This is a genomic window from Caulobacter sp. SL161 (assembly GCF_026672375.1).
Lineage (GTDB): Bacteria > Pseudomonadota > Alphaproteobacteria > Caulobacterales > Caulobacteraceae > Caulobacter.
In genome coordinates this window covers 1472431-1490949 of sequence record NZ_JAPPRA010000001.1, presented here as the reverse complement: position 1 = coordinate 1490949, position 18519 = coordinate 1472431, and the positions used below count along the sequence as shown (strand labels likewise).

At 69.0% G+C, this 18519-nt stretch carries 19 protein-coding genes and 1 pseudogene; 12 read left to right on the top strand and 8 right to left on the bottom strand.

From position 1 onward, the window contains the following. Positions 1-53 precede the first annotated feature (53 nt). The gene (locus tag OVA11_RS07280) at positions 54-986 is read right to left on the bottom strand and encodes a DMT family transporter (protein WP_268066823.1); all 933 of its coding nucleotides are present in this window, start codon (positions 984-986) and stop codon (positions 54-56) included. Positions 987-1117: 131 nt separating this feature from the next. On the opposite strand from OVA11_RS07280, the gene OVA11_RS07275 reads away from it, so the two are divergent. The 3 genes from OVA11_RS07275 to OVA11_RS07265 all read left to right on the top strand — a co-directional run bounded on the left by OVA11_RS07275 (position 1118) and on the right by OVA11_RS07265 (position 3606). Further along, entirely contained in the window at positions 1118-2053 is a 936-nt protein-coding gene (locus OVA11_RS07275) for an alpha/beta hydrolase (protein ID WP_268066822.1), read from the top strand. An 86-nt stretch (positions 2054-2139) separates the two neighbouring features. Further along, positions 2140-3069, top strand: a complete 930-nt coding sequence (locus OVA11_RS07270; protein ID WP_268066821.1) for an alpha/beta hydrolase family esterase — start codon at positions 2140-2142, stop codon at positions 3067-3069. Between the two features lie 93 nt (positions 3070-3162). Beyond that, positions 3163-3606, top strand: a complete 444-nt coding sequence (locus OVA11_RS07265) for a nuclear transport factor 2 family protein (protein WP_024265636.1) — start codon at positions 3163-3165, stop codon at positions 3604-3606. Positions 3607-3721: 115 nt separating this feature from the next. Here the strand turns inward: OVA11_RS07265 and OVA11_RS07260 are convergent, their stop codons facing one another. The 3 genes from OVA11_RS07260 to OVA11_RS07250 all read right to left on the bottom strand — a co-directional run bounded on the left by OVA11_RS07260 (position 3722) and on the right by OVA11_RS07250 (position 6121). Next, positions 3722-4075 carry a CZB domain-containing protein gene (locus OVA11_RS07260; RefSeq protein WP_268066820.1) on the bottom strand — a complete coding sequence of 118 codons (354 nt, stop codon included), beginning with the start codon at positions 4073-4075 and terminating at the stop codon, positions 3722-3724. Positions 4076-4199: 124 nt separating this feature from the next. Beyond that, positions 4200-4664 (bottom strand): hypothetical protein, encoded by a 465-nt coding sequence (locus OVA11_RS07255; protein WP_268066819.1) that lies wholly within the window; start codon positions 4662-4664, stop codon positions 4200-4202. Positions 4665-4873: 209 nt separating this feature from the next. Next, positions 4874-6121, bottom strand: coding sequence for an aspartate kinase (locus OVA11_RS07250; protein WP_268066818.1), 1248 nt, complete (start codon positions 6119-6121; stop codon positions 4874-4876). 179 nt (positions 6122-6300) lie between these two features. Here OVA11_RS07250 and ubiG point away from each other — a divergent pair, with 179 nt between their 5' ends. After that, positions 6301-7059, top strand: a complete 759-nt coding sequence (gene ubiG / locus OVA11_RS07245; RefSeq protein WP_096052278.1) for a bifunctional 2-polyprenyl-6-hydroxyphenol methylase/3-demethylubiquinol 3-O-methyltransferase UbiG — start codon at positions 6301-6303, stop codon at positions 7057-7059. Here ubiG and OVA11_RS07240 read toward each other — a convergent pair. Next, positions 7046-7876 (bottom strand): AraC family transcriptional regulator, encoded by an 831-nt coding sequence (locus OVA11_RS07240; RefSeq protein ID WP_268066817.1) that lies wholly within the window; start codon positions 7874-7876, stop codon positions 7046-7048. The genes ubiG and OVA11_RS07240 overlap by 14 nt on opposite strands. A 23-nt stretch (positions 7877-7899) precedes the next feature. Between OVA11_RS07240 and OVA11_RS07235 the strand changes: the two genes are divergently transcribed. From OVA11_RS07235 to OVA11_RS07225, 3 genes and pseudogenes are all read left to right on the top strand, one after another. Beyond that, positions 7900-8286: a VOC family protein gene (locus OVA11_RS07235; protein ID WP_268066816.1), complete on the top strand. Its 387-nt coding sequence runs from the start codon at positions 7900-7902 to the stop codon at positions 8284-8286. Positions 8287-8482: 196 nt separating this feature from the next. Further along, positions 8483-9321, top strand: a pseudogene (locus OVA11_RS07230) (ABC transporter ATP-binding protein). Further along, entirely contained in the window at positions 9318-10877 is a 1560-nt protein-coding gene (locus tag OVA11_RS07225) for a hypothetical protein (RefSeq protein ID WP_268066815.1), read from the top strand. Before OVA11_RS07230 ends, OVA11_RS07225 begins: the two are co-directional and overlap by 4 nt. A 1-nt stretch (position 10878) precedes the next feature. Here OVA11_RS07225 and OVA11_RS07220 read toward each other — a convergent pair whose 3' ends face one another. Both OVA11_RS07220 and OVA11_RS07215 read right to left on the bottom strand, forming a co-directional pair. Then, on the bottom strand, positions 10879-13143 hold the full coding sequence (locus OVA11_RS07220) for a sensor histidine kinase (RefSeq protein WP_268066814.1): 2265 nt from the start codon (positions 13141-13143) through the stop codon (positions 10879-10881). Between the two features lie 156 nt (positions 13144-13299). Further along, entirely contained in the window at positions 13300-14721 is a 1422-nt protein-coding gene (locus OVA11_RS07215) for a DEAD/DEAH box helicase (protein ID WP_268066813.1), read from the bottom strand. A 399-nt stretch (positions 14722-15120) separates the two neighbouring features. Between OVA11_RS07215 and mutT the strand changes: the two genes are divergently transcribed. Together mutT and OVA11_RS07205 are read left to right on the top strand one after the other, a co-directional pair. Beyond that, entirely contained in the window at positions 15121-15525 is a 405-nt protein-coding gene (mutT, locus tag OVA11_RS07210) for an 8-oxo-dGTP diphosphatase MutT (protein ID WP_268066812.1), read from the top strand. Then, positions 15504-15677, top strand: a complete 174-nt coding sequence (locus OVA11_RS07205; RefSeq protein WP_268068919.1) for a Flp family type IVb pilin — start codon at positions 15504-15506, stop codon at positions 15675-15677. Before mutT ends, OVA11_RS07205 begins: the two co-directional genes overlap by 22 nt. Before the next feature lie 6 nt (positions 15678-15683). Here the strand turns inward: OVA11_RS07205 and OVA11_RS07200 are convergent, their stop codons facing one another. Next, positions 15684-16595, bottom strand: a complete 912-nt coding sequence (locus OVA11_RS07200; protein ID WP_268066811.1) for a methyltransferase domain-containing protein — start codon at positions 16593-16595, stop codon at positions 15684-15686. Here OVA11_RS07200 and OVA11_RS07195 point away from each other — a divergent pair. Genes OVA11_RS07195 through OVA11_RS07185 form a run of 3 tightly spaced genes read left to right on the top strand, consistent with a single transcriptional unit; the run spans position 16594 to position 18509 of the window. Continuing rightward, complete coding sequence (locus tag OVA11_RS07195; protein ID WP_268066810.1) at positions 16594-17391, top strand: ComF family protein; 798 nt, start codon at positions 16594-16596, stop codon at positions 17389-17391. The two genes, OVA11_RS07200 and OVA11_RS07195, sit on opposite strands and share 2 nt — an antisense overlap. A 30-nt stretch (positions 17392-17421) precedes the next feature. Then, positions 17422-17676: a glutaredoxin 3 gene (grxC, locus tag OVA11_RS07190; protein ID WP_096052288.1), complete on the top strand. Its 255-nt coding sequence runs from the start codon at positions 17422-17424 to the stop codon at positions 17674-17676. Beyond that, complete coding sequence (locus tag OVA11_RS07185) at positions 17673-18509, top strand: carbon-nitrogen hydrolase family protein (RefSeq protein WP_268066809.1); 837 nt, start codon at positions 17673-17675, stop codon at positions 18507-18509. The genes grxC and OVA11_RS07185 overlap by 4 nt, the downstream gene beginning before the upstream one ends. Positions 18510-18519: the final 10 nt, after the last annotated feature.

Genomic DNA, 18519 nt, shown 5'->3' with positions numbered 1-18519 from the left:
GAGCCGCTCCCGACGCGCAACGTCAAGCCGCGCGAGAGCGCTGGCTCCGGAATTCAGGCGGCCGCCGCCCTGTGCCGCCGCGCCGACCACAACACCCCGGCCAGCATCAGCACGATGGCGACGCTCTCCAGCGGGCGCGGCCAGCGGCCCTCGTGCAGGAAGCCGTACAACAGGGCGAACACCGTCTCGAACACGATCAGCTGGCCCGACAGCGACAGCGGCAGAAGGCGGCTGGCGGCGTTCCACAGGCCGTTGCCGATCACCGAGGCGCCGATGGCCACGGCGAAGCTGACGCCCCAGAACAGCCCCCAGGCGCTGGCCGTATGAACCTTGCCATCGAAGGCGAAGGCCGGAACCACGATGACCAGCGACAGCAGGCCCGTGGCGACGCCGGTCAGCAGCGACCACTCGTGGCTGTTGAACTTGGGCGTGGCGGCCAGGCGCCGGGCGTTCCACACGGCGTAGGCGGTCCAGACCGAGAGGGCCAGCAGCGCGCCCAGCAGGCCGACCAGCGTCTTGGACATCCCCGCCCGCCCGGCGGCGGCGAAGGCGTCCAGGTTGATGCACACCCCGCCGGCGACGATCAGGGTCAGGGGCCAAACCAGGCGCCTGAGCGGCGTCCCCTCCCCCGGTCTTGCCCCCACCAGGGTGATGGTCACGGGCAACAAGCCGATGACCAGCGAGGCCAGGGCCACGCCCGCGCTCTGCACCGCGACCGCGAGGCCTACATAGTAGATCAGGTTACCCAGCAGGCTCAGCAGCAAGAGGTCGCGCCAGTCGCGGCCGTCCATCCGCGCCATGACCGCTTTCCAGCTGGGCGCCAGCAGCACGGCCGCCGCCAGGCCATAGGCCAGGTACCGCCCCGCCGTGGCCTGCAGCGGCGTGAAATCCGCCAAGAGCTTCGGCGCCAGGAACACACCCCCCCAGAAGGCGCCGGCGATCAGGCCGCACAGGAGGCCCAGGGTAAGGCGACGGGGGTCGGTCATGGCGCTGGGTTAGCAGGCCGACGCTGCGGCTGGCTTGGGGAAAATCAGCCGGGATCTGCGCTTTGTCGCGACGGAACCAAAGTCCGGCGCCGTTTGATGCGCAATGCCTTCGAACGCCGCTGGAGTCCCGCATGAAAGCGCTCGTCCCGCTCCTCACAGCCGTCCTCATCGCCGGCGTAGCCGCCGAAAGTCTTGCGGAGGGCCGCTTCCAGGGTCCGCTTCGCAAGCGCATGGCCGAGCGCCTGGAGCAGCGCGCCCAGCCCGGACGCGCGGCCAAGGAGCACCCGGTCGACCTGCAGGCCATTCTGCCCGGAGCGCGCAAGACGACCGCCGCCTACGGACCTGACCGCGCCCAGCAACTGGACATCTACACGCCGCCGGGCGCGAAGGATGCGCCGATCATCGTCATGGTGCATGGCGGAGCCTGGAAGGTCGGCGACAAAGCCAATGCGGGGGTCGTCGAAAACAAGCTGAAATACTGGCTGCCCAAGGGCTACGTTGTCGTCAGCGTCAACTACCGGATGTTGCCGGCCGCCATGGCTTACGAGCAGGCGCTGGATGTGGCCCTGGCGCTCGAATGGACCCAGGCCCGGGCGCAAGAGTGGGGCGGCGACAATCGCAAGATCATCCTGATGGGTCACTCGGCCGGCGCTCACCTGGTGGCCCTGCTGTCGTCGCGACCTTCCATGGTGCGACAGGGCTGGGCCGGAACGGTGGTGCTCGACTCGGCGACCCTGAAAGTGTCGGAGACGATGAAGGGCAGGCATCCAGACTTCTACGACGAAGCCTTCGGCGCTGATCCGGCCTACTGGGCCAAGGCCTCGCCCATGGACCAGTGGACCCCCGAGGCCATCCCGATGATGGTGGTCTGCTCGACCCGCCGTCCCGACAAGCCCTGCAACGACGCCAAGGCCTTCCAGGCGCTGGTCCGGCGACAGGGTCGCGACATGCCGGTTCTGACCCAGAACCTGACCCATGCCGACATCAACGCAAACCTTGGCCTGCCGGGCGCCTACACGACCGCCGTGGACGCCTTCATCCGGACGCGGATCGAGTTTCGCCCCTAGAGCCGACCGGGCGGTCAGGCCCTGGCCGGGTTTACTCCCCCGAGCAGCGCCTTAAGCTTGGCCGCTGGTAGGCTTCAAGGATGGCCATGTTGAAATCTGCTCTGGGGCGCGCGCTTCTTGGCCTGTGCGCATCTTTGACCCTGCTGGGTTGGAGCAGCCAGGCCCTGGCCGCCAATTGCGCCGTGGGCGCGCCGGGGGTCACCGGGCGGGTCGATATCGCCCCGTCAGGTCGCCAGCCGCTGCTGCATCGCCCAGCCGGGCTGGATCCCGCCACCGCCGCTCCGCTCGTGATTCTGCTGCACGGCAGCGGCGGGACGGGCGCCAGGATGCTTCAGGCCTCCGGGCTTGAGGCCACAGCTGATCGCGCGGGGTTCATCCTGGTCGCCCCGGACGCCGCCATCCCCGCCGGCCAGGGGTTCGCCTGGAACATCCCGGGCGTGCCCACCGTCACCGGCAAGATCCCCGACGCCTCGGACGCCGACGACGTGGCCTATCTGGCCCAGATCGTCGACAGCCTGGCGGAAGACGGCTGCATCGACCGTGCGCGGGTCTATGTCACCGGCCTGTCGGGCGGCGGGCGCATGGCCTCGTGGCTGGGTTGCGTGGCCTCGGACCGCTATGCGGCGATCGCGCCGGTGGTGGGCCTGCGAGCGGGCAATCCGCGCCCCGACAACCCACAGCAGCCCGACCCCGCCACCTGCCAGCCTGAGCGGCCGATGCCCGTGATCGCCTTCGCCGGCGACAGGGATGCGACCAATCCCACCCAGGGGGGCGGCGCCGGCTACTGGCAGTACACGATGCACGCGGCCGAGCAGCGCTGGGCGGCGCTGAACAGCTGTCAGGCCCCGCCCGTCACCCGATGGGTCGCGCCCGGCGTCTATGAGGAGCGCTATTCGGGCTGTCAGGGCGACGCCGACGTGGTGGGGCGCATGACCGTCGGCGGCGGCCACGTCTGGCTCGCTGACAACGACGCCCTGTGGGCTTTCGTCTCGCGCTATCGGCGGGACGGCCGCTAAGCCGCCCCCTTTCACTGAACGCCGGTTCGCCACGCCAGCGTCACGATTCGTCGCGAGGTTGCGGCTCCGCATTCGATTCGACCGGAGACGCGCATGATCGCCGCCCTGCTGACCGCCCTGGCCCTGCAAGCCGCCCCGCCCCCGGCGCTGGATCCGGCGACCGTCAAGGCGGTGGAGGCGGTGGCCTTCGACTATGTCGACGGCCAGCTGGAAGGCGACACCGCGCGTGTCACCCGCGCCCTGCACCCGGACCTGGCCAAGCGCGCCGTCCGCGCCAAGGCCGATCCCGACGAGGTCCTGGCCCTGCGCCGGATGAGCCGCGACGAGCTGATCGACCTCACCCGGCAAGGCGCCCTGAAGACCCCGCGCGACCAGTGGGACCGCACCGTCCGGGTGCTGGACGTGGCCGGCAATGTGGCGATCGCACGCGTCGAGACGCCGTGGTTCGTCGACCACCTCAGCCTCGGCCGATTCGGCGAGCGCTGGGTGATCGTCAACGCGCTCTGGTATCCCAAGCCCCGGCCGGCGGCGAAGTAGCGTTCAGAGCGTGACGCCGAAAGTGGGAACCGGTTTCGGTGCTAGTCACGCTCCAAGTCTTTGATTTGGAGCCTCATTATCGCGTCAAAACGATTCCGTTTTGACGCGCGAGGCTCTAGGCTGGCGCCATGGTCTTGAGGCGACGCACCGCCACGGCCACGCGCATCGAGGCGTCATGGAACTTCGAGCCGACGTCGATCATGTCGGCGGCGCGCTGGAAGTCTTTACGGTTGATGGCGCCCGCCACCTCGCCGGCGGCCTCGTGGAAGTCACGGTGGGCTTCGACGCATTGCAGATAGGTCTTGTCGCCCGCCAGCTTGGTCCTCGCCTCGCCATGCAGCCAGTGGCCCAGGGCGCAGGTCTTGTCCGAGCACGCGCGCTGGGCGTCCACGGTGCTGTGGGTGGCCAGGGCGATCCGGAAATTCACTTTCCAGTCGGCGTGGGCGGCGATGGCGGCGTCGAAATCCATGGGTCACTCGTGCTCAAAATTCATTGAGCGGCGAATATTCCAGGTGTGCTTGTCGGCGGGTAACCAGGCAGCGTTAACGGCCGCCTCGCGCACCCTTAAGGGGCGCTTCTGGGAGATGGCGACCTCAGCCGTGGCCGGGCGTCGCCAGGTGCTCGTCGGCGTCGGCGACCAGACGGCGGGCCTGTTCGAGGGCCGCGTCGATGTCGTTCTCGATGAACGCGACCTCAAGATCGGTCAGTGGGTGCGGGGCGGCGATGACCTTGCGCAGGTAGTCGCGCTTTTCCAGCGGGGTCATGGTCCACCAGCCGACCGTGTGGCCTTCCTCGATGACCGCATCGCCCATGGCCAGCAGGTCGTCGGTGTCGAAGATCGGCTGGCCGGGCTTTTCCGGGAACCACTGGCCATCGTCCGGCAGGGCCTGGTCCAGTTGCCGCAACAGCGCCGCCAGCCACGGGCTGATCAGCAGCGGCTTCTCATAGCCGTCGCCGAACTTGGCGCGCAGCAAAAGGTCGTAGAGCAGCTCCAGGCCCGCATCACCGTGGAAGGTGACGGTCTTGGCGTCGGGGTCGAACTTGAAGACGTCGGGCATGGGACTCTCTTGGGCTGACGCCCTCATAACGTCCGAACGCGACGTTTTCTTGCAAGATGGAGAGCGCCCCCTCCGTCTCGTCGCCTGTCGGCGCCGATCCACCTCCCCCGCCTCGCGAGGGAGGATGAAAACCTTCCTCACCCGTGAAACGGGGGAGGTGGCGCGATGCGAAGCATCGTGACGGAGGGGGCGCTCCCCTCCGTCTCAAATCAGAGCTGGTCCAGCCCGTACACCGCGTGCAGGGCCCGCACGGCCAGTTCGGTGTAGGCCGCGTCGATCAGCACCGAGATCTTGATCTCCGAGGTCGAGATGACCTGGATGTTGATGTTCTTCTCGGCCAGGGCCTGGAACATCGATTGGGCCACGCCGGCGTGCGACCGCATGCCCACGCCGATGACCGACACCTTGGCGACGTCCTCGTTGACGGCGACGGCCTCGAAGCCGATCTCCTTCTGGGCGGCCTGGACGATCTCGACGGCGCGCGTGGCGTCACGCTTGCCGACCGTGAACTCCATGTTGGCGGTGTCGGCGCTGCGGGCGCGCGACTGCACGATCATGTCGACGTTCACATTGGCGTCGGCCAGGCGGCCGAAGATCTGCGAGGACACGCCCGGATGATCGGGCAGGCCCAGCAGGGTGATCTTGGCTTCGTCGCGGCTGTAGGCGACGCCCGAGACGATGCGCTTTTCCATGATTTCTTCCTCGTCGCAGACGATCGTACCTTGGCCCGGGGCTTCGCCCGGTTCGACGAAACTGGACAGCACCCGCACCGGGACGCGATGGGCCATGGCCATCTCGACCGAGCGGGTCTGCAGAACCTTGGCCCCCAACGAGGCCATTTCGAGCATTTCTTCGTAGGAGATCTTGGCCAGGCGCTTGGCCTTGCTCTCGATCCGGGGGTCGGTGGTGTAGACCCCGTCGACGTCCGTATAGATGTCGCAGTCGCCCTTCACGGCGGCGGCGATGGCCACGGCGCTAGTGTCCGAGCCGCCCCGGCCCAGGGTGGTGATGCGGCGGTTCGGGGTCACGCCCTGGAAGCCGGCGATCACGGCGATCTCGCCGTTGGCGAAGCATTCCTCGAGGTTCTCCGGCGGGATCTCCTCGATCCGCGCGCGGCCGTGGGCCTCGTCGGTCAGGATCGGCACCTGCCAGCCCAGGAACGAGCGGGCCTTGTGGCCCATGTTGCGCAGGGTCATGGCCAGCAAGCCAGCCGTGACTTGCTCGCCCGAGGCGACGACGGCGTCGTACTCGTCGTCCGACTCCGACAGGCCCGCAGCGGCGCGGCCGGCGCCGTCGGTCCAGGCGACCAGCTCATTGGTCTTGCCCGACATGGCCGAGACGACCACCGCGACCTGCTTTCCCGTGGCGACCTCGGCGGCGACCAGGCGCGCCACACGGCGGATGCGCTCCAGGTCGGCCACCGACGTGCCGCCGAACTTCATCACCAGACGTGACACGTCCCAGGTACCTCGACACTTGGTTATTTCTTGCGCCCGCGCGGCCGGATCGCTCCCCGCCGCGCAAGCGATGCGCCTTCTAGCGGCGCGATGGCGCAACGGCAATGTCGCGAGGGTGTCTTTTTTACGTGTGGAGGTCGGGGCGTGGCGCGCGCGCGACGCCATGATAGACACGGACCATGACACAAGCCGCCTCCGCCGCCCCCTCCTGGAGCATCGACCCCGCCGACGTGGCGCGGTTCTCGGCCATCGCGGCCGAGTGGTGGGATCCCAAGGGCAAGTTCGCGCCGCTGCATGTGTTCAACCCCTGCCGCCTGGCCTTCATCCGTGAGCAGGCCCTGGCGCGGTTCGACCGCGACGGCGCCGCCCGCGCGCCGTTCGAGGGCCTCACCCTGCTGGACATCGGCTGCGGCGGCGGCCTGCTGAGCGAGCCCATGGCGCGGCTGGGCTTTGCGGTCACCGCGATCGACGCCTCGGAAAAGAACATCAAGACCGCCGCCACCCACGCGGCCGAACAGGGTCTCGAAATCGGCTACCGCCCCGCCACCGCCGAGCAGTTGCTGGCCGAGGGCGCGGGGCCGTTCGACGTCGTCCTGACCATGGAGGTCATCGAGCACGTCGCCGATCCGGGCGAGTTCCTGCGCACCTGCGCCAAGCTCTTGAAGCCCGGCGGGATCATGTTTGTCGCCACCCTGAACCGTACGCTGAAGGCCCTGGCCCTGGCCAAGATCGGCGCCGAATATGTGCTGCGCTGGGTGCCGCCGGGCACTCACGACTGGAAGCAGTTCCTGAAACCCGAAGAGCTGCGTGCCTTCCTGGCCGGCGAGCCGGTGGCTATGCAGGGCCCGTTCGGCGTGGCCTACAACCCGCTGACCGGCCGCTGGAGCCGCTCGTCCGACACCGACATCAACTACATGATGACGGTCACGAAGGACTGAGCGGGCCCTGCTTTGCTGCGCTGGGCGGGAAGCCGAACGCCAGGGAGAACGCCTCGCTGAAGGCCGTGCGGCTGTGGTAACCCGCCTTGACCGCCGCCTGATCGATGGACAGGCCGCCGGCGATCTCCACAAGGCTTTCCGACAAGACCGCCAGCCGCCGCCAATGCGCGGGCGACAGGCCGCATTCCGCCTGAAACAGCCGCTCGGCCGTTCGCCGGCTGAGCCCGGCGCGGGCGCACAACGCCTCGAGGCGAACATGGGCCTCGGCCGGCGAGAAGAACATCCGGGCCAGCCTTTGCGCGCGCGGATCCGCCGGCTGCAGCAACGTCACCGGCGCAGGCGCATCGAACCGGATCTCGCCCCGGATCAGGGTTCCCAGACAGCGGTCATAGTCGACCCGCTCGTCGAGCGCACCCCGATCGCAGACCCGCAGGATGGCCTCGTGCAGCAGCCCGCTGACCGGAACGACGCCCGCGCCCTGTTCCGGATCCGCCTGATCCGGTCGGAAGTACAGCGTTCGCAGTTGCAGACGCGACGACATCGAAAACCGGTGCGGCGTCCGCGCGGGGATCCACAGGCCACGCCGCGTCGGGACGATCCAGTGGCGGCCGTCGATCTCGGCCCGGATCGCGCCTCTGCGGGCGTAGAGGAACTGCGGCCAGGCGTGCGTATGGCTTTCCTCGCGTCCCCCGGCCGCATAGTCGACGGCGAGCGAGCGCATGAAGAGATAGGGCTCGTCGGCTCGATCCAGTCTCTGTCGCATGATCCGACAGAAATGACGGCTCTCGGCGTAGGCGACAAGGGCCGTGCGTGGCACGGTCACATCAAGGAGATCACGCCATGCCCAACAAACTGGCTCATTTCGCGATCGAGGCCGACGATGTCGACCGCGCCCTCGGCTTCTACCAGAGCGTCTTCGGCTGGCGGTTCTCGCCCTGGGGGCCGCCGGGCTTCTATTTGATCGACGGCGCGGGCGTACACGCGGCGCTGCAGCAACGCCGTGAACCGCCGCCGGCCGGCCGCAAGGGCTTCGAGTGCTCTTTCGCGGTCAGCGACATCGATGCGACCAGCGCCCTGATCGAGGCGGCCGGCGGCCGGCTTCTGGGTCCGAAACATGCGATCCCCACCGTGTGCGAGCTTCGCCCGTTCGCCGACACCGAAGGCAACGAGGCGATCATCTGCCAGTACGCGCCAGAGCGCTTGAAGGAGATGGGCCTGTCCGCATGAGGAGGCGCGGGCGGCGTCGTGATCGGCCACGAGATCGGCAAGAGCAAGAAGACGCGCCACGACGAGCACCGCGATCGCTAAGCCGCGGGCGTCTCGGAAGGCCAGCCAGGGCGTCGGACACGAGGCCGACGCCCTTTGGCTGTTTGCCTTGCCTGCTGCGCCGCATCAGGCTCAATAGCCGCCGCTGCGGTGTGCTTTGGGGGCGGTGTTGACGGAAGCCTTGGTTGTTCGCGGGTTGAACAAGACGTTCGCCAAGCCTGCGGTGTCGGACCTGGACCTGACGGTCCGGGCGGGCGAGCTCTATGCGCTGCTGGGCCCCAACGGCGCGGGCAAGACCACGACCTTGCGGATGGTGGCGGGTCTGACCCAGCCCGACGCGGGCGAGATCGCCATCTTCGGCGTCGACGCCCGCAAGGATCCGGCGGGGGCCAAGGCCCTGCTGGCCTGGGCCCCCGACGAGGCGATGATCTACGACAAGCTGACGCCGCTGGAATATCTGGAGTTCGTCGGGGGGCCAAGGCCCTGCTGGCCTGGGCCCCCGACGAGGCGATGATCTACGACAAGCTGACGCCGCTGGAATATCTGGAGTTCGTCGCCGGGCTCTGGAACATCAATCCCCGCACCGCCAAGGCCAAGGCCGAGGAGCTGCTGGCGACCCTGGGCCTGGCCTCCGAGGCGCGCCGCCGCTGCGAAGGCTTTTCGCGCGGCATGAAGCAGAAGGTCGCCCTGGCCGGGGCCCTGATCCACGATCCCAAGCTGCTGATCCTCGATGAACCTTTGACGGGCCTCGACGCCGCCGCCGCGCGTCTCGTGAAAGACATGCTGCAGGCCCGCGTCGACGCGGGCGGCACGGTGATCCTGACCACCCATATTCTGGACGTGGCCGAGCGCATGGCCGACCGCATCGGCATCATCGCCGGCGGCCGTCTGCTGGCCGAGGGCACGCTGGACGAGCTGCGCAGCCGGGCCGGCGAGGCCAGCGGCCGCACCCTGGAAGACGTCTTCCTGCAACTGACGGCCGAGGCCGCCGCGTGAGCCTGCCGTTCAAGCCGGCCAGCACGCCCTGGCTCCTGGCCCACGAGATGCGCCTGGCCTGGCGGGGCGTCTCGGGGGGGCAAAAGGCGACGGGCGTCGGCACGATCATCACCTTCGCCATCCTGGGGGCCGTCGTCCTGGCAGGCGGGGTGTTCCTCGCGCTGGCGACCCGAGGCCACGAGGTCCCGATCACGCCGTTCACGGTGATCATCGTCGACCTGGTGCTGGCGGTGATCCTGACCCTGATGCTGGCCAACACCCTGGCGGCCGCCGCCAACGCGCTCTACGAGCGCGGCGATCTGGACCTGCTGTTCTCCTCGCCCCTGTCGCCGCGCAAGGTGCTGTTCGTCAGAGCGCTGGGCCTGGCGGTCGGCGCGGGCTTCTGGTTCGTGCTGCCGGCGGTGCTGGTCCTGACGCCGTCGCTGTTCATGGGCCATCCGCACTGGGCGGGCGTGTTCGGGGTGCTGGTCGCTGCGGCGCTGGGCGCGTCGGGGATAGGCCTGCTGCTGGCCATGGCGCTGTTTGCGCTGATCGGCCCGCGCCGCACCCGCACCGTGGCCCAGGTCCTGGCGGCGCTGATCGGTGCGGCCTTTTTCCTGGCCAGCCAGTATCGCACCCTGATGGGCGAGCAGGCCTCCGAGAGCCTGTTCGCCCGTATCGCGCTGGACGTGAAGGACGGCCGCATCCAGCCGCCGCCGTTCGCCGACCTTCCGCTGCGCGCGGCGGTGGGCGAGCCGATTCCGCTGCTCGTTCTGATGGCCATCGGCCTTGGCCTGTTCCTGTTCGCGGCCCGGGTGTTGGGCAAACGCTTCGCCGACGCGGCCGCCGCCACGCAAGGGGCTGAGACCCGCAAGGCGGCCAAGGGGCCGGTCGGGGCCTTCGCCGCCGGGGCTTTCCAGGCCACGCTGCGCAAGGAGCTGCGCCTGGTCAGCCGCGACGCGGCGCTGCTGTCGCAGGTGCTGCTGCGCGTTCTCTATATGGTGCCGCTGGCCTTCGTGATGGTGCGCGGGGCCGAGAGTTTGCCCGCCTGGGCGCTGGCGGGGCCGGCGGCGGCGGTCACCTTCCTAGCCGGTCAGGTGGCGGGAAGCCTGATCTGGATCACCGTCTCGGCCGAGGACACGCCCGATCTTCTGGCCATTTCCCCCACCCCCATGCGCGTGCTGAACCGCGCCAAGCTGGCCGCCGCCCTGATCCCGGTGGCCGGACTGCTGATCGTCCCCATCGCGGCCCTGACCTGGTACGCCCCGCTGGCCGGGCTGTGGACGGCGCTCGGCGCGGCGCTGTGCGCCTGGACGGCGGGTCTGATCGGCGTCTGGCATCAGAAACCCGGCAAGCGGGCGGACTTCAAGCAGCGCCGCGGCGCCTCGTTCCTGGTGGGCTTCGCCGAGCTGGTGATCGCCAGCCTGATCGGCGGAGCGACGGCGATGGCCGTGGCCGGGCTGCTGGTCTGGGCGGTGATGCCGCTGATCGTCGCCGGGGCTCTGATGATGGCCCTGCGGCGCACGGACGAGCAGATCGCCGCCGCCCTGCGCGCGGCCTCGGCGGCCTCGAACTAGCTCAGGCCTCGAGCAAGGCCCGGATACGGCAGACCACGCCTTCGGGCTGGAAGTCGATCACGGCCGCCCCGGCCAGTTCGGCGGCCAGACCTCGCTCGATCAGGCGCGAGCCGAAGCCTCGCCTCTGCGGCGGCGTAACGGGCGGTCCGCCGCGCTCGGTCCAGGTCAGATCCAGGCGCGGCGCGCCGGTCTCCGGCGCCAGATCCCAGGCGATCTGGATACGCCCATCCTGCGTGGACAGGGCGCCGTACTTGACGGCGTTGGTGGCAAGTTCGTGCAGCGCCATGGACAGCGACAGCGCCGTCTTGGGCGACAGGCGGATCGACGGGCCGCTCAGCTCGAAGCGGGCGGATCCGCCGTGCAGCACCGCGACGCGGGAGGCGACATCGTGCATCTCCGCGCCCTCCCAGTTCTCGCGGGTCAGCAGGTCGTGCGCCTCGGCCAGGGCGACGATGCGATTGGAGAACGCCTCCTTGGCCTCGTCCATATCGCGCTGGCCGTTGAAGCTCTGCGCCGCGATGGCCTGGATCGTGGCGAGGCTGTTCTTGACCCGATGGTTCAGTTCGTTGACCAGCAGGCGCAGGTGCAACTCGGCGCGCTTGCGCTCGGTGATGTTGACCACCGCCCCCAGGAAGCGACGCGCCCTGCCCTCGTCGTCGAAAATCACCTTGCCCTTGGCCGACAGCCAGCGCTCGACATGATCGTCGCGGCCATTGGCCCGGAACTCGATGGCGTAGTCGGCCCTGACGGCCGGATCCAAGGCGCGTTCGACCGCATCCTGGACGCGCTGGACATCGGCCGGATGGGCGAACGGCGTCAGCGTTTCCCGGGTGATCGGCTCCCCCGGCGTCACGCCGAACATCGCATAGCAGCGGTCCGAGAGGCGAATGTCATCCGTCTCCAGATCGTGGTCCCAGGTGCCGACATCCGCCGCGTCGATGGCCAGGCGCAGCGTTTCTTCCTGGCGCACCAGACGGTCGACCGCCTCCCGGCGATCGGTGACGTCGGAGACCACCCCGACGAAGCGCGTGCAGACCCCGTTCTCGAAGAAGGCCTGACCGAACACCTCGATCCAGCGCAGGGCGTCGTCATTGGCGCGGTGGATCCGGTAGTCGAGATTGATCGTGCCTGGTCCGCCGGGATCGGTGGCCGCCGCCATCGCGTCCCGCACCGCGTCGCGGTCGTCGGGATGCACCAGCGACAGGAAGCGCGCGGTGCTGGGCGGCTCGTGCTCGGTAAGCCCGAAGATCGCCCGCGTGCGCGCGTCCCAGTGGCGTTGGTTGACATTGGGCCGCAACACCCAGCGCCCCAGACCCGCCGCCTGGGCGGCCAGGTCCAGGTCGACGCGCGCGGCCGCCAGTTCGGCCTCGGCCTTTTTTCGCTCGGTGACGTCAATGATGACGCCGGTGTTGCGGGCCGGTTGGCCGTCGGCGTCCAGATACGCCTGGCCGCGCGTATAGACCCAGCGGATCGAGCCATCCGCCTGCGTCAGCCGGTACTCCTCGGAGAACGACTCCCCACGGGCGGCGGACGCCTGGGCGACAGCGCGGATACGGTCACGGTCGTCAGGATGCAGCGCTGGGATGAAGGCCGCCACCGGAAGACCCGCTTCGGCCAGGACCGGATCCACGTTATGCAGTTCGGCGTAGCGGGCGTCGGCATAGACCTTGTCGGCCTTCATGTCCCATTCCCAGGCGCCGATCAGACCGGCGACCTCACGGGCCATCTGGTAGCGTTCCTGCGTCGCCCTCAGGGTTTGCTCGGCCTTGATCGACTGGGAGATCTCGACGGCCGCCACCAGCACGCCGCCCACGCCGTTGGGCGCGCTGGAGTCTGGCACGGGGCTGTAGTTGACGGTGAAATAAGCGTCTTCCAGCACACCGTGGTTCAGCACCTTCAAAGGCAGGCGCTCGAACGCGAAGCCGCCGCTGGTCCCGGCCAGAATGTCCTCGTGCAGCCCGCGAAGCGCCGTCTGGAACCCCGGCGTGGTGTCGTAGAAGCTCTGGCCTAGCGCCTCCGGATGGCGCTCGTGCAACGCGGGCGCGTAGGCGTCATTGTAGATCAGGACCAGTTCAGGCCCCCAACGCAGGGCCATGGGGAAGTTGCTGGCCAGCACGATATCGACAACCATGCGCAAGGCGGGCGACCACGCCGCGCTCGGCCCCAGGGGCGTCTGGGACCAGTCGAACGCCCGCACGCGCGCGGCCATCTCGCCGCCCACGATCTTGGTTACAGCAGGCGTGGCTCGCTGGCCGCCCTCGCCCATTCGCTAGATCCCCCATCCGGCTCCCCGACCGGGCTTGGCCACAAGGTGACCCTATAGTTCAGGCGGATTCAAGCGTCGCCGTGGCGAAACGGCACGGCGAACGGGCGAAGAGAGCCTCTTCGCCCGGCCACTACAACCTATTGTTTATATTATAAATTAGTCGATAGGCGACCAGCGCTTCTCCGGCGCGGCGGCCTGGCGCTTGGGACCGCGGAAGGCGTTCTGGCCCTCGCCGGACTTCTGGCCGGGCTTGCCGGGGCCCTTGCCCTGGCCAGGACCGCGGCCTTGCGCCTTCTGCCCGCCTTCGGCGCGCCCGCCGCCGCCATTGCGATTGCGCTTGCGGCGCAGCTCCGACGGGACGTTGTTGCGCGGGTCGGCCTTGCGCGGGTCGACATACTTCTCGGCCGGGACCAGCTTGTCGGCGACGGCGGCGGCGGCGGCCAGCTGCTTGTCATTGCGACGGTCGAAGGACGGGATCGTCTGGCGGGTGGCCTTCTGGATGTCCTTCAGCAGGTTACGCTCGTCATCGGCGCAGAAGCTGATGGCGATGCCGTCCTTGCCCTTGCGGGCCGTGCGGCCGATCCGGTGGACATAGGCCTCCGGCACGTTGGGCAGCTCGTAGTTGATCACGTGGCTTACGTCGTTGACGTCGATGCCGCGCGCGGCGATGTCGGTGGCCACCAGGGCCCGCATCTCGCCGGCCTTGAAGGCCGCGAGCGCACGTTCGCGCTGACCCTGGGTCTTGTCGCCGTGGATCGAGGCGGCCTCGATGCCGGCGGCGTTCAGATACTTGGCCACCCGGTCGGCGCCGCGCTTGGTGCGGGTGAAGACGATGGTGCGCGAGAAGCTCGTGTCAGCGAACAGCTCGGCCAGCAGCGGACGCTTGCGCTGGGCCTCGATGAACAGCACGCGCTGGTCGATGCGCTCGACCGTGGTGGCCTGCGGCGCGACCGAGACCTGCACGGGGTTGTTCAAGAGCTCACCGGCCAGCTTGCCGATCTCGCTCGGCATGGTGGCCGAGAAGAACAGGTTCTGGCGGTTCTTGGTCAGCTGGGCGGCGATCTTGCGGATCGGCACCACGAAGCCGAGGTCCAGCATCTGGTCGGCTTCGTCGAGCACGAAGATCTCGGTGCCCGAGACGATGGCCGACTTCTCGGCCATGTGGTCCATCAGGCGGCCGGGGGTGGCGACCAGCACATCGATGCCGCCGGCCAGGGCCTTCATCTGCGGGCCGTATTTCACGCCGCCATAGATGGTGTGGACCGACAGGCCCATGTGGACGGCGTAGGCCTTGAAGTTCTCGGCGATCTGGGTGGCCAGCTCGCGGGTCGGGGACAGAACGAGGCAGCGGAAGCCGCGGCGCGGCGCGGGCTTACGGTCCTCGGCCAGGCGTTGCAGGATCGGCAGGGCGAAGGCGGCGGTCTTGCCGGTGCCCGTCTGGGCGATGCCCAAGAGGTCCTTGCCTTGCAGCACCACCGGAATGGCCTGGGCCTGGATCGGGGTCGGTTCCTTGTAGCCCTTTTCAGCAAGCGCCTTCAGCAGCGGCTTGGCCAGGCCAAGGTCGGAAAATTGAGTCACGTGTGTTGTGTCTTTCATGCGCCGAAAAACAGCGCATGCGTTCCTCGCACGGCTGGCCCATCGGCTGTCGTTCGGGGAGCGCCCCGCGTGCACGGGCGATCGGTGAGAAAAGCTCTCAAGGCGCTCGACAGGCTGGTCCGAAAACGGACCCTCACGCGGCTGGAGCGCCAATAGCGCCGAAGCGGCGCAGGGCCCGTATCGGTTATCCGACTAGGAAAGTCAAGTTTTGCGGAAAATCCGGCCAGTTCCTCCCCCGCAACGCGGGGGAGGTGGCCCAAAGGGCCGGAGGGGGCGAACGCGGCTATTCTTCGGCTAGCCCCCTCAGTCGCTCTGCGACAGCTCCCCCGCAACGCGGGGGAGCATCTGGACAACGCAACCGCTCCACGCCAAACCGCGCTCATGACCAAGCCCATCGTCCTCGTCGCCGCCGCCGCCCTGATCGATGTCGACGGGCGCGTGCTGATCTGCCAGCGCCCGCAAGGCAAGCAGCTGGCCGGCCTGTGGGAGTTTCCCGGCGGCAAGGTCGAGGCCGGCGAGACGCCGGAAGACTGCCTGATCCGCGAGTTGCAAGAAGAACTCGGGATCAAGGTGGCGCAAACCTGCCTGGCGCCGTTCGTCTTTGCGTCTCACAGTTACGAGTCTTTTCACCTCCTGATGCCACTCTACTTGCTACGTCGCTGGGAAGGCCAAGTGACGCGCAAGGAGCATGAGGCGCTGGCATGGGTAAAACCGGACAAGCTGAGCGACTATCCGATGCCGCCGGCCGACGAGCCCCTGGTAGCCTGGCTGCGCGACGTCCTCTGAGCGCGTTCTGGCGCGATCAGTCGGGCGCCACGGCCGTCGAGGTCGGCGTGATCGTGGTGCTGATCAGCATCGCCCTGATCAGCGCCATCACCATGCTGAGCGACGGCATCAAGACCGCCTTCACCAAGTCCGCCGACGCGATGGGCAGCTAAAAGCCCCTACCCCGCCTTGTCGCCGGTGGACTGCTCCTTCGTCCCAAGCGCATCCGCCAGGCGCATCTTGGCCGAGCCCGGCCGCAGCGGCTTTTGCTGGCTGTCGTGCGGCGCCCAGCCGGTGACCGAGACGATCTCGAACGTCGCCGGCACCTTGCCGTCAGCCTCGGCGAAGCGTTCGACATACAGCTCCATCGCCCGGAACAGCACCTTGCGGGTCAAGGGCTTGCGCGAGCGGTCCAGCAGCACGCTGGTCTCCCCCATTTTCCGAAGATCGCGCAGCAGCGCGATCGGGTGGGCGTAGCGCACCTTCACGCGATCGACGTCCGCCACCGGCAAGGCGAAGCCGGCGCGTTGCAAAAGGCCCGCCGCGTCGATGGCGTCGGCGAACGGCGAGACCCGCATCGAGGCGCCGTCGGTCAGCTCGGCCTCGGCCGCCAGCAGGCACTGGCGAAGTTCCGTCAGGGTCGCCCCGCCAAACAGCGCGCCGACGAACAGGCCGTCGGGCCGCAGCGCCCTCCGGATCTGGATCAGCGCGCCCACAAGGTCGTTGGTCCAGTGCAGCGACAGGGTCGAGACCACCAGATCAAGGCTGTGGTCGCCGAACGGCAGGCGCTCTTCGTCGGCCACCAGGCGCAGGGTGTCGCGGCCCGCCAGCATCCGACCCGACAGGTCGGCCTCGATCAGCGTATCGATGTTGGCGCGGGCGTCGCTCTCGCTCAAGGCCTTGAAAAAATGTCCATTTCTCGCGCCGAGGTCGACGACGACCGGAAAGCGTCGCAGGATCGTCTCCAGCCGCATCACCACGTCCTGGGCGGCGCGCGCCTTCAGGAAGTCGGCGGCGCCGAACTCGGGCGCGGCGCGGTCAAGGCGCCGGCGAAGCAGGGCGCGGTCGAACAGGAGCGGAGAAGCGGTCATGCGCGCGGAACATGGCGATTTCGAACCGACATGGAAAGCCGCGACAGAGCGCCTTGTCCCTCATTTGCGCGGCCTGGGGCGCGGGTTGCTGGACCTGGTCCTGCCGCCCGCCAGCCTGGACGGCGGTCCCGCCCTGAGCGGCGGCCTGACGCCGGCGGCGTTCGCCAAGGTGACCTTCATCGACGATCCGGTCTGTGACGGCTGCGGTCTGGCCATGCCCTATGTCGACGCCGCCGCCGAGCGCTGCCCCGCCTGCCGGGCCAAGCCCAAGGCCTTCGCCCGGGCCCGGGCAGCCTGCGTCTATGACGAGCACTCGCGCGATCTTGTCCTGATGCTCAAGCACGCCGACCGCGTCGACCTGGCGGGCCTGTTCGCGCGCTGGCTGTCGCGGTCGGCGGGCGAGCTGCTGGACGAGGCCGACGCCATCGCCCCCGTCCCCATGCACCGCGTCCGGATGCTGACCCGGCGCTACAACCAGGCCGCCGAGATCGCCCGCCCTCTGGCGCGGATGGCCGGACGCGCCTACCTGCCCGACGCCCTGATCCGACGGCGGGACACCGCCAGCCAGGGCGGCAAGTCCGCCTCGGGGCGGCGACGCAACGTGGCCGCAGCCTTCGTCGTTCCGCCGTCTCGGCGACGCCAGGTCGTGGGCCGCAAGGTCCTGCTGATTGACGACGTCCTGACCACCGGCGCCACCGCCGAGGGCTGCGCGCGGGCGCTGCTGGCCGCCGGCGCGGCCCGCGTGACCCTGGCCGTCGTCGCGCGCGTTACAGAAACGCAGGCGCGCCCTATATGAGGATGTCGGAACACCAGCGAGTCACACCTCATGGCCAAGGTCACCATCTACACCCGCCCCTTCTGCCCCTACTGCTCGCGCGCCGTGGCGCTGCTGAACGACAAGGGCGCCGACTTCACCGAGATCGAGGCCGGCATGGATCCGGCCCTCCGCCAGGAGATGATGCAGCGCTCGGGCCGCAACACCTTCCCGCAGATCTTCGTGGGCGAGCAGCACATCGGCGGCTGCGACGACATGATGGCCCTTGAAGATCAGGGCAAGCTGGACGCGCTGCTGAACGCATGAGCCCGCCCGCGCCCCTCCGCGTCGGGCTGATCCAGACCCGCACCCCCGCCACCCACGCCGCCGCGCTCGACCACGTGGCGCCGCTGGTGCGCGAGGCGATCGCGGGCGGCGCGAAGGTCGTGCTGACGCCCGAATGCACCAACGTCGTCCAGAAGGACCGCAGCCTCTTGCTGCCGGCGCTCAAGACTCTGGACGAGGATCCGGTGGTGCTGGGCCTGCGCGAGATCGCCGCCCAGACCGGGACCTGGATCGCCATCGGCTCGGCCCTGGTGCGGCGCGAAGCTGGCGAGAAGGCCGCCAACCGCCAGGTCGTCATCGACCCGACCGGCGCGATCGTGGCGACCTACGACAAGCTGCACATGTTCGACGTCGACCTCCCCACCGGCGAGACGGCGCGGGAGTCCTCGGCCTATGAGCCCGGCGAGGCCGCCGTGGTGGTAGATACGCCTTGGGCCAAGCTTGGCCTGACCATCTGCTATGACATGCGCTTCCCGGCCCTGCACCGGGCCCTGGCCCTGGCCGGCGCCACCGTGCTGACGGTTCCGGCGGCCTTCACCCGCCCGACTGGCGAGGCCCACTGGGAGATCCTGCTGCGCTCGCGCGCCATCGAGACCGGCTCGTTCGTGCTGGCCGCCGCGCAAGGCGGCTTCCACGAGGACGGGCGCGGCACCTGGGGCCGCTCGATCGTGGTGGGTCCCTGGGGCGAGATCATCGCCACGCTGGACCATGACGAACCCGGCGTGCTGCTGGCCGATCTCGACCTGCCCGCCGCCGACAAGGCGCGCGCGGCGATCCCGGCCCTGAAGAACGCCCGGGCTTTCACCGGCCCGTGAGCGTCCCCAT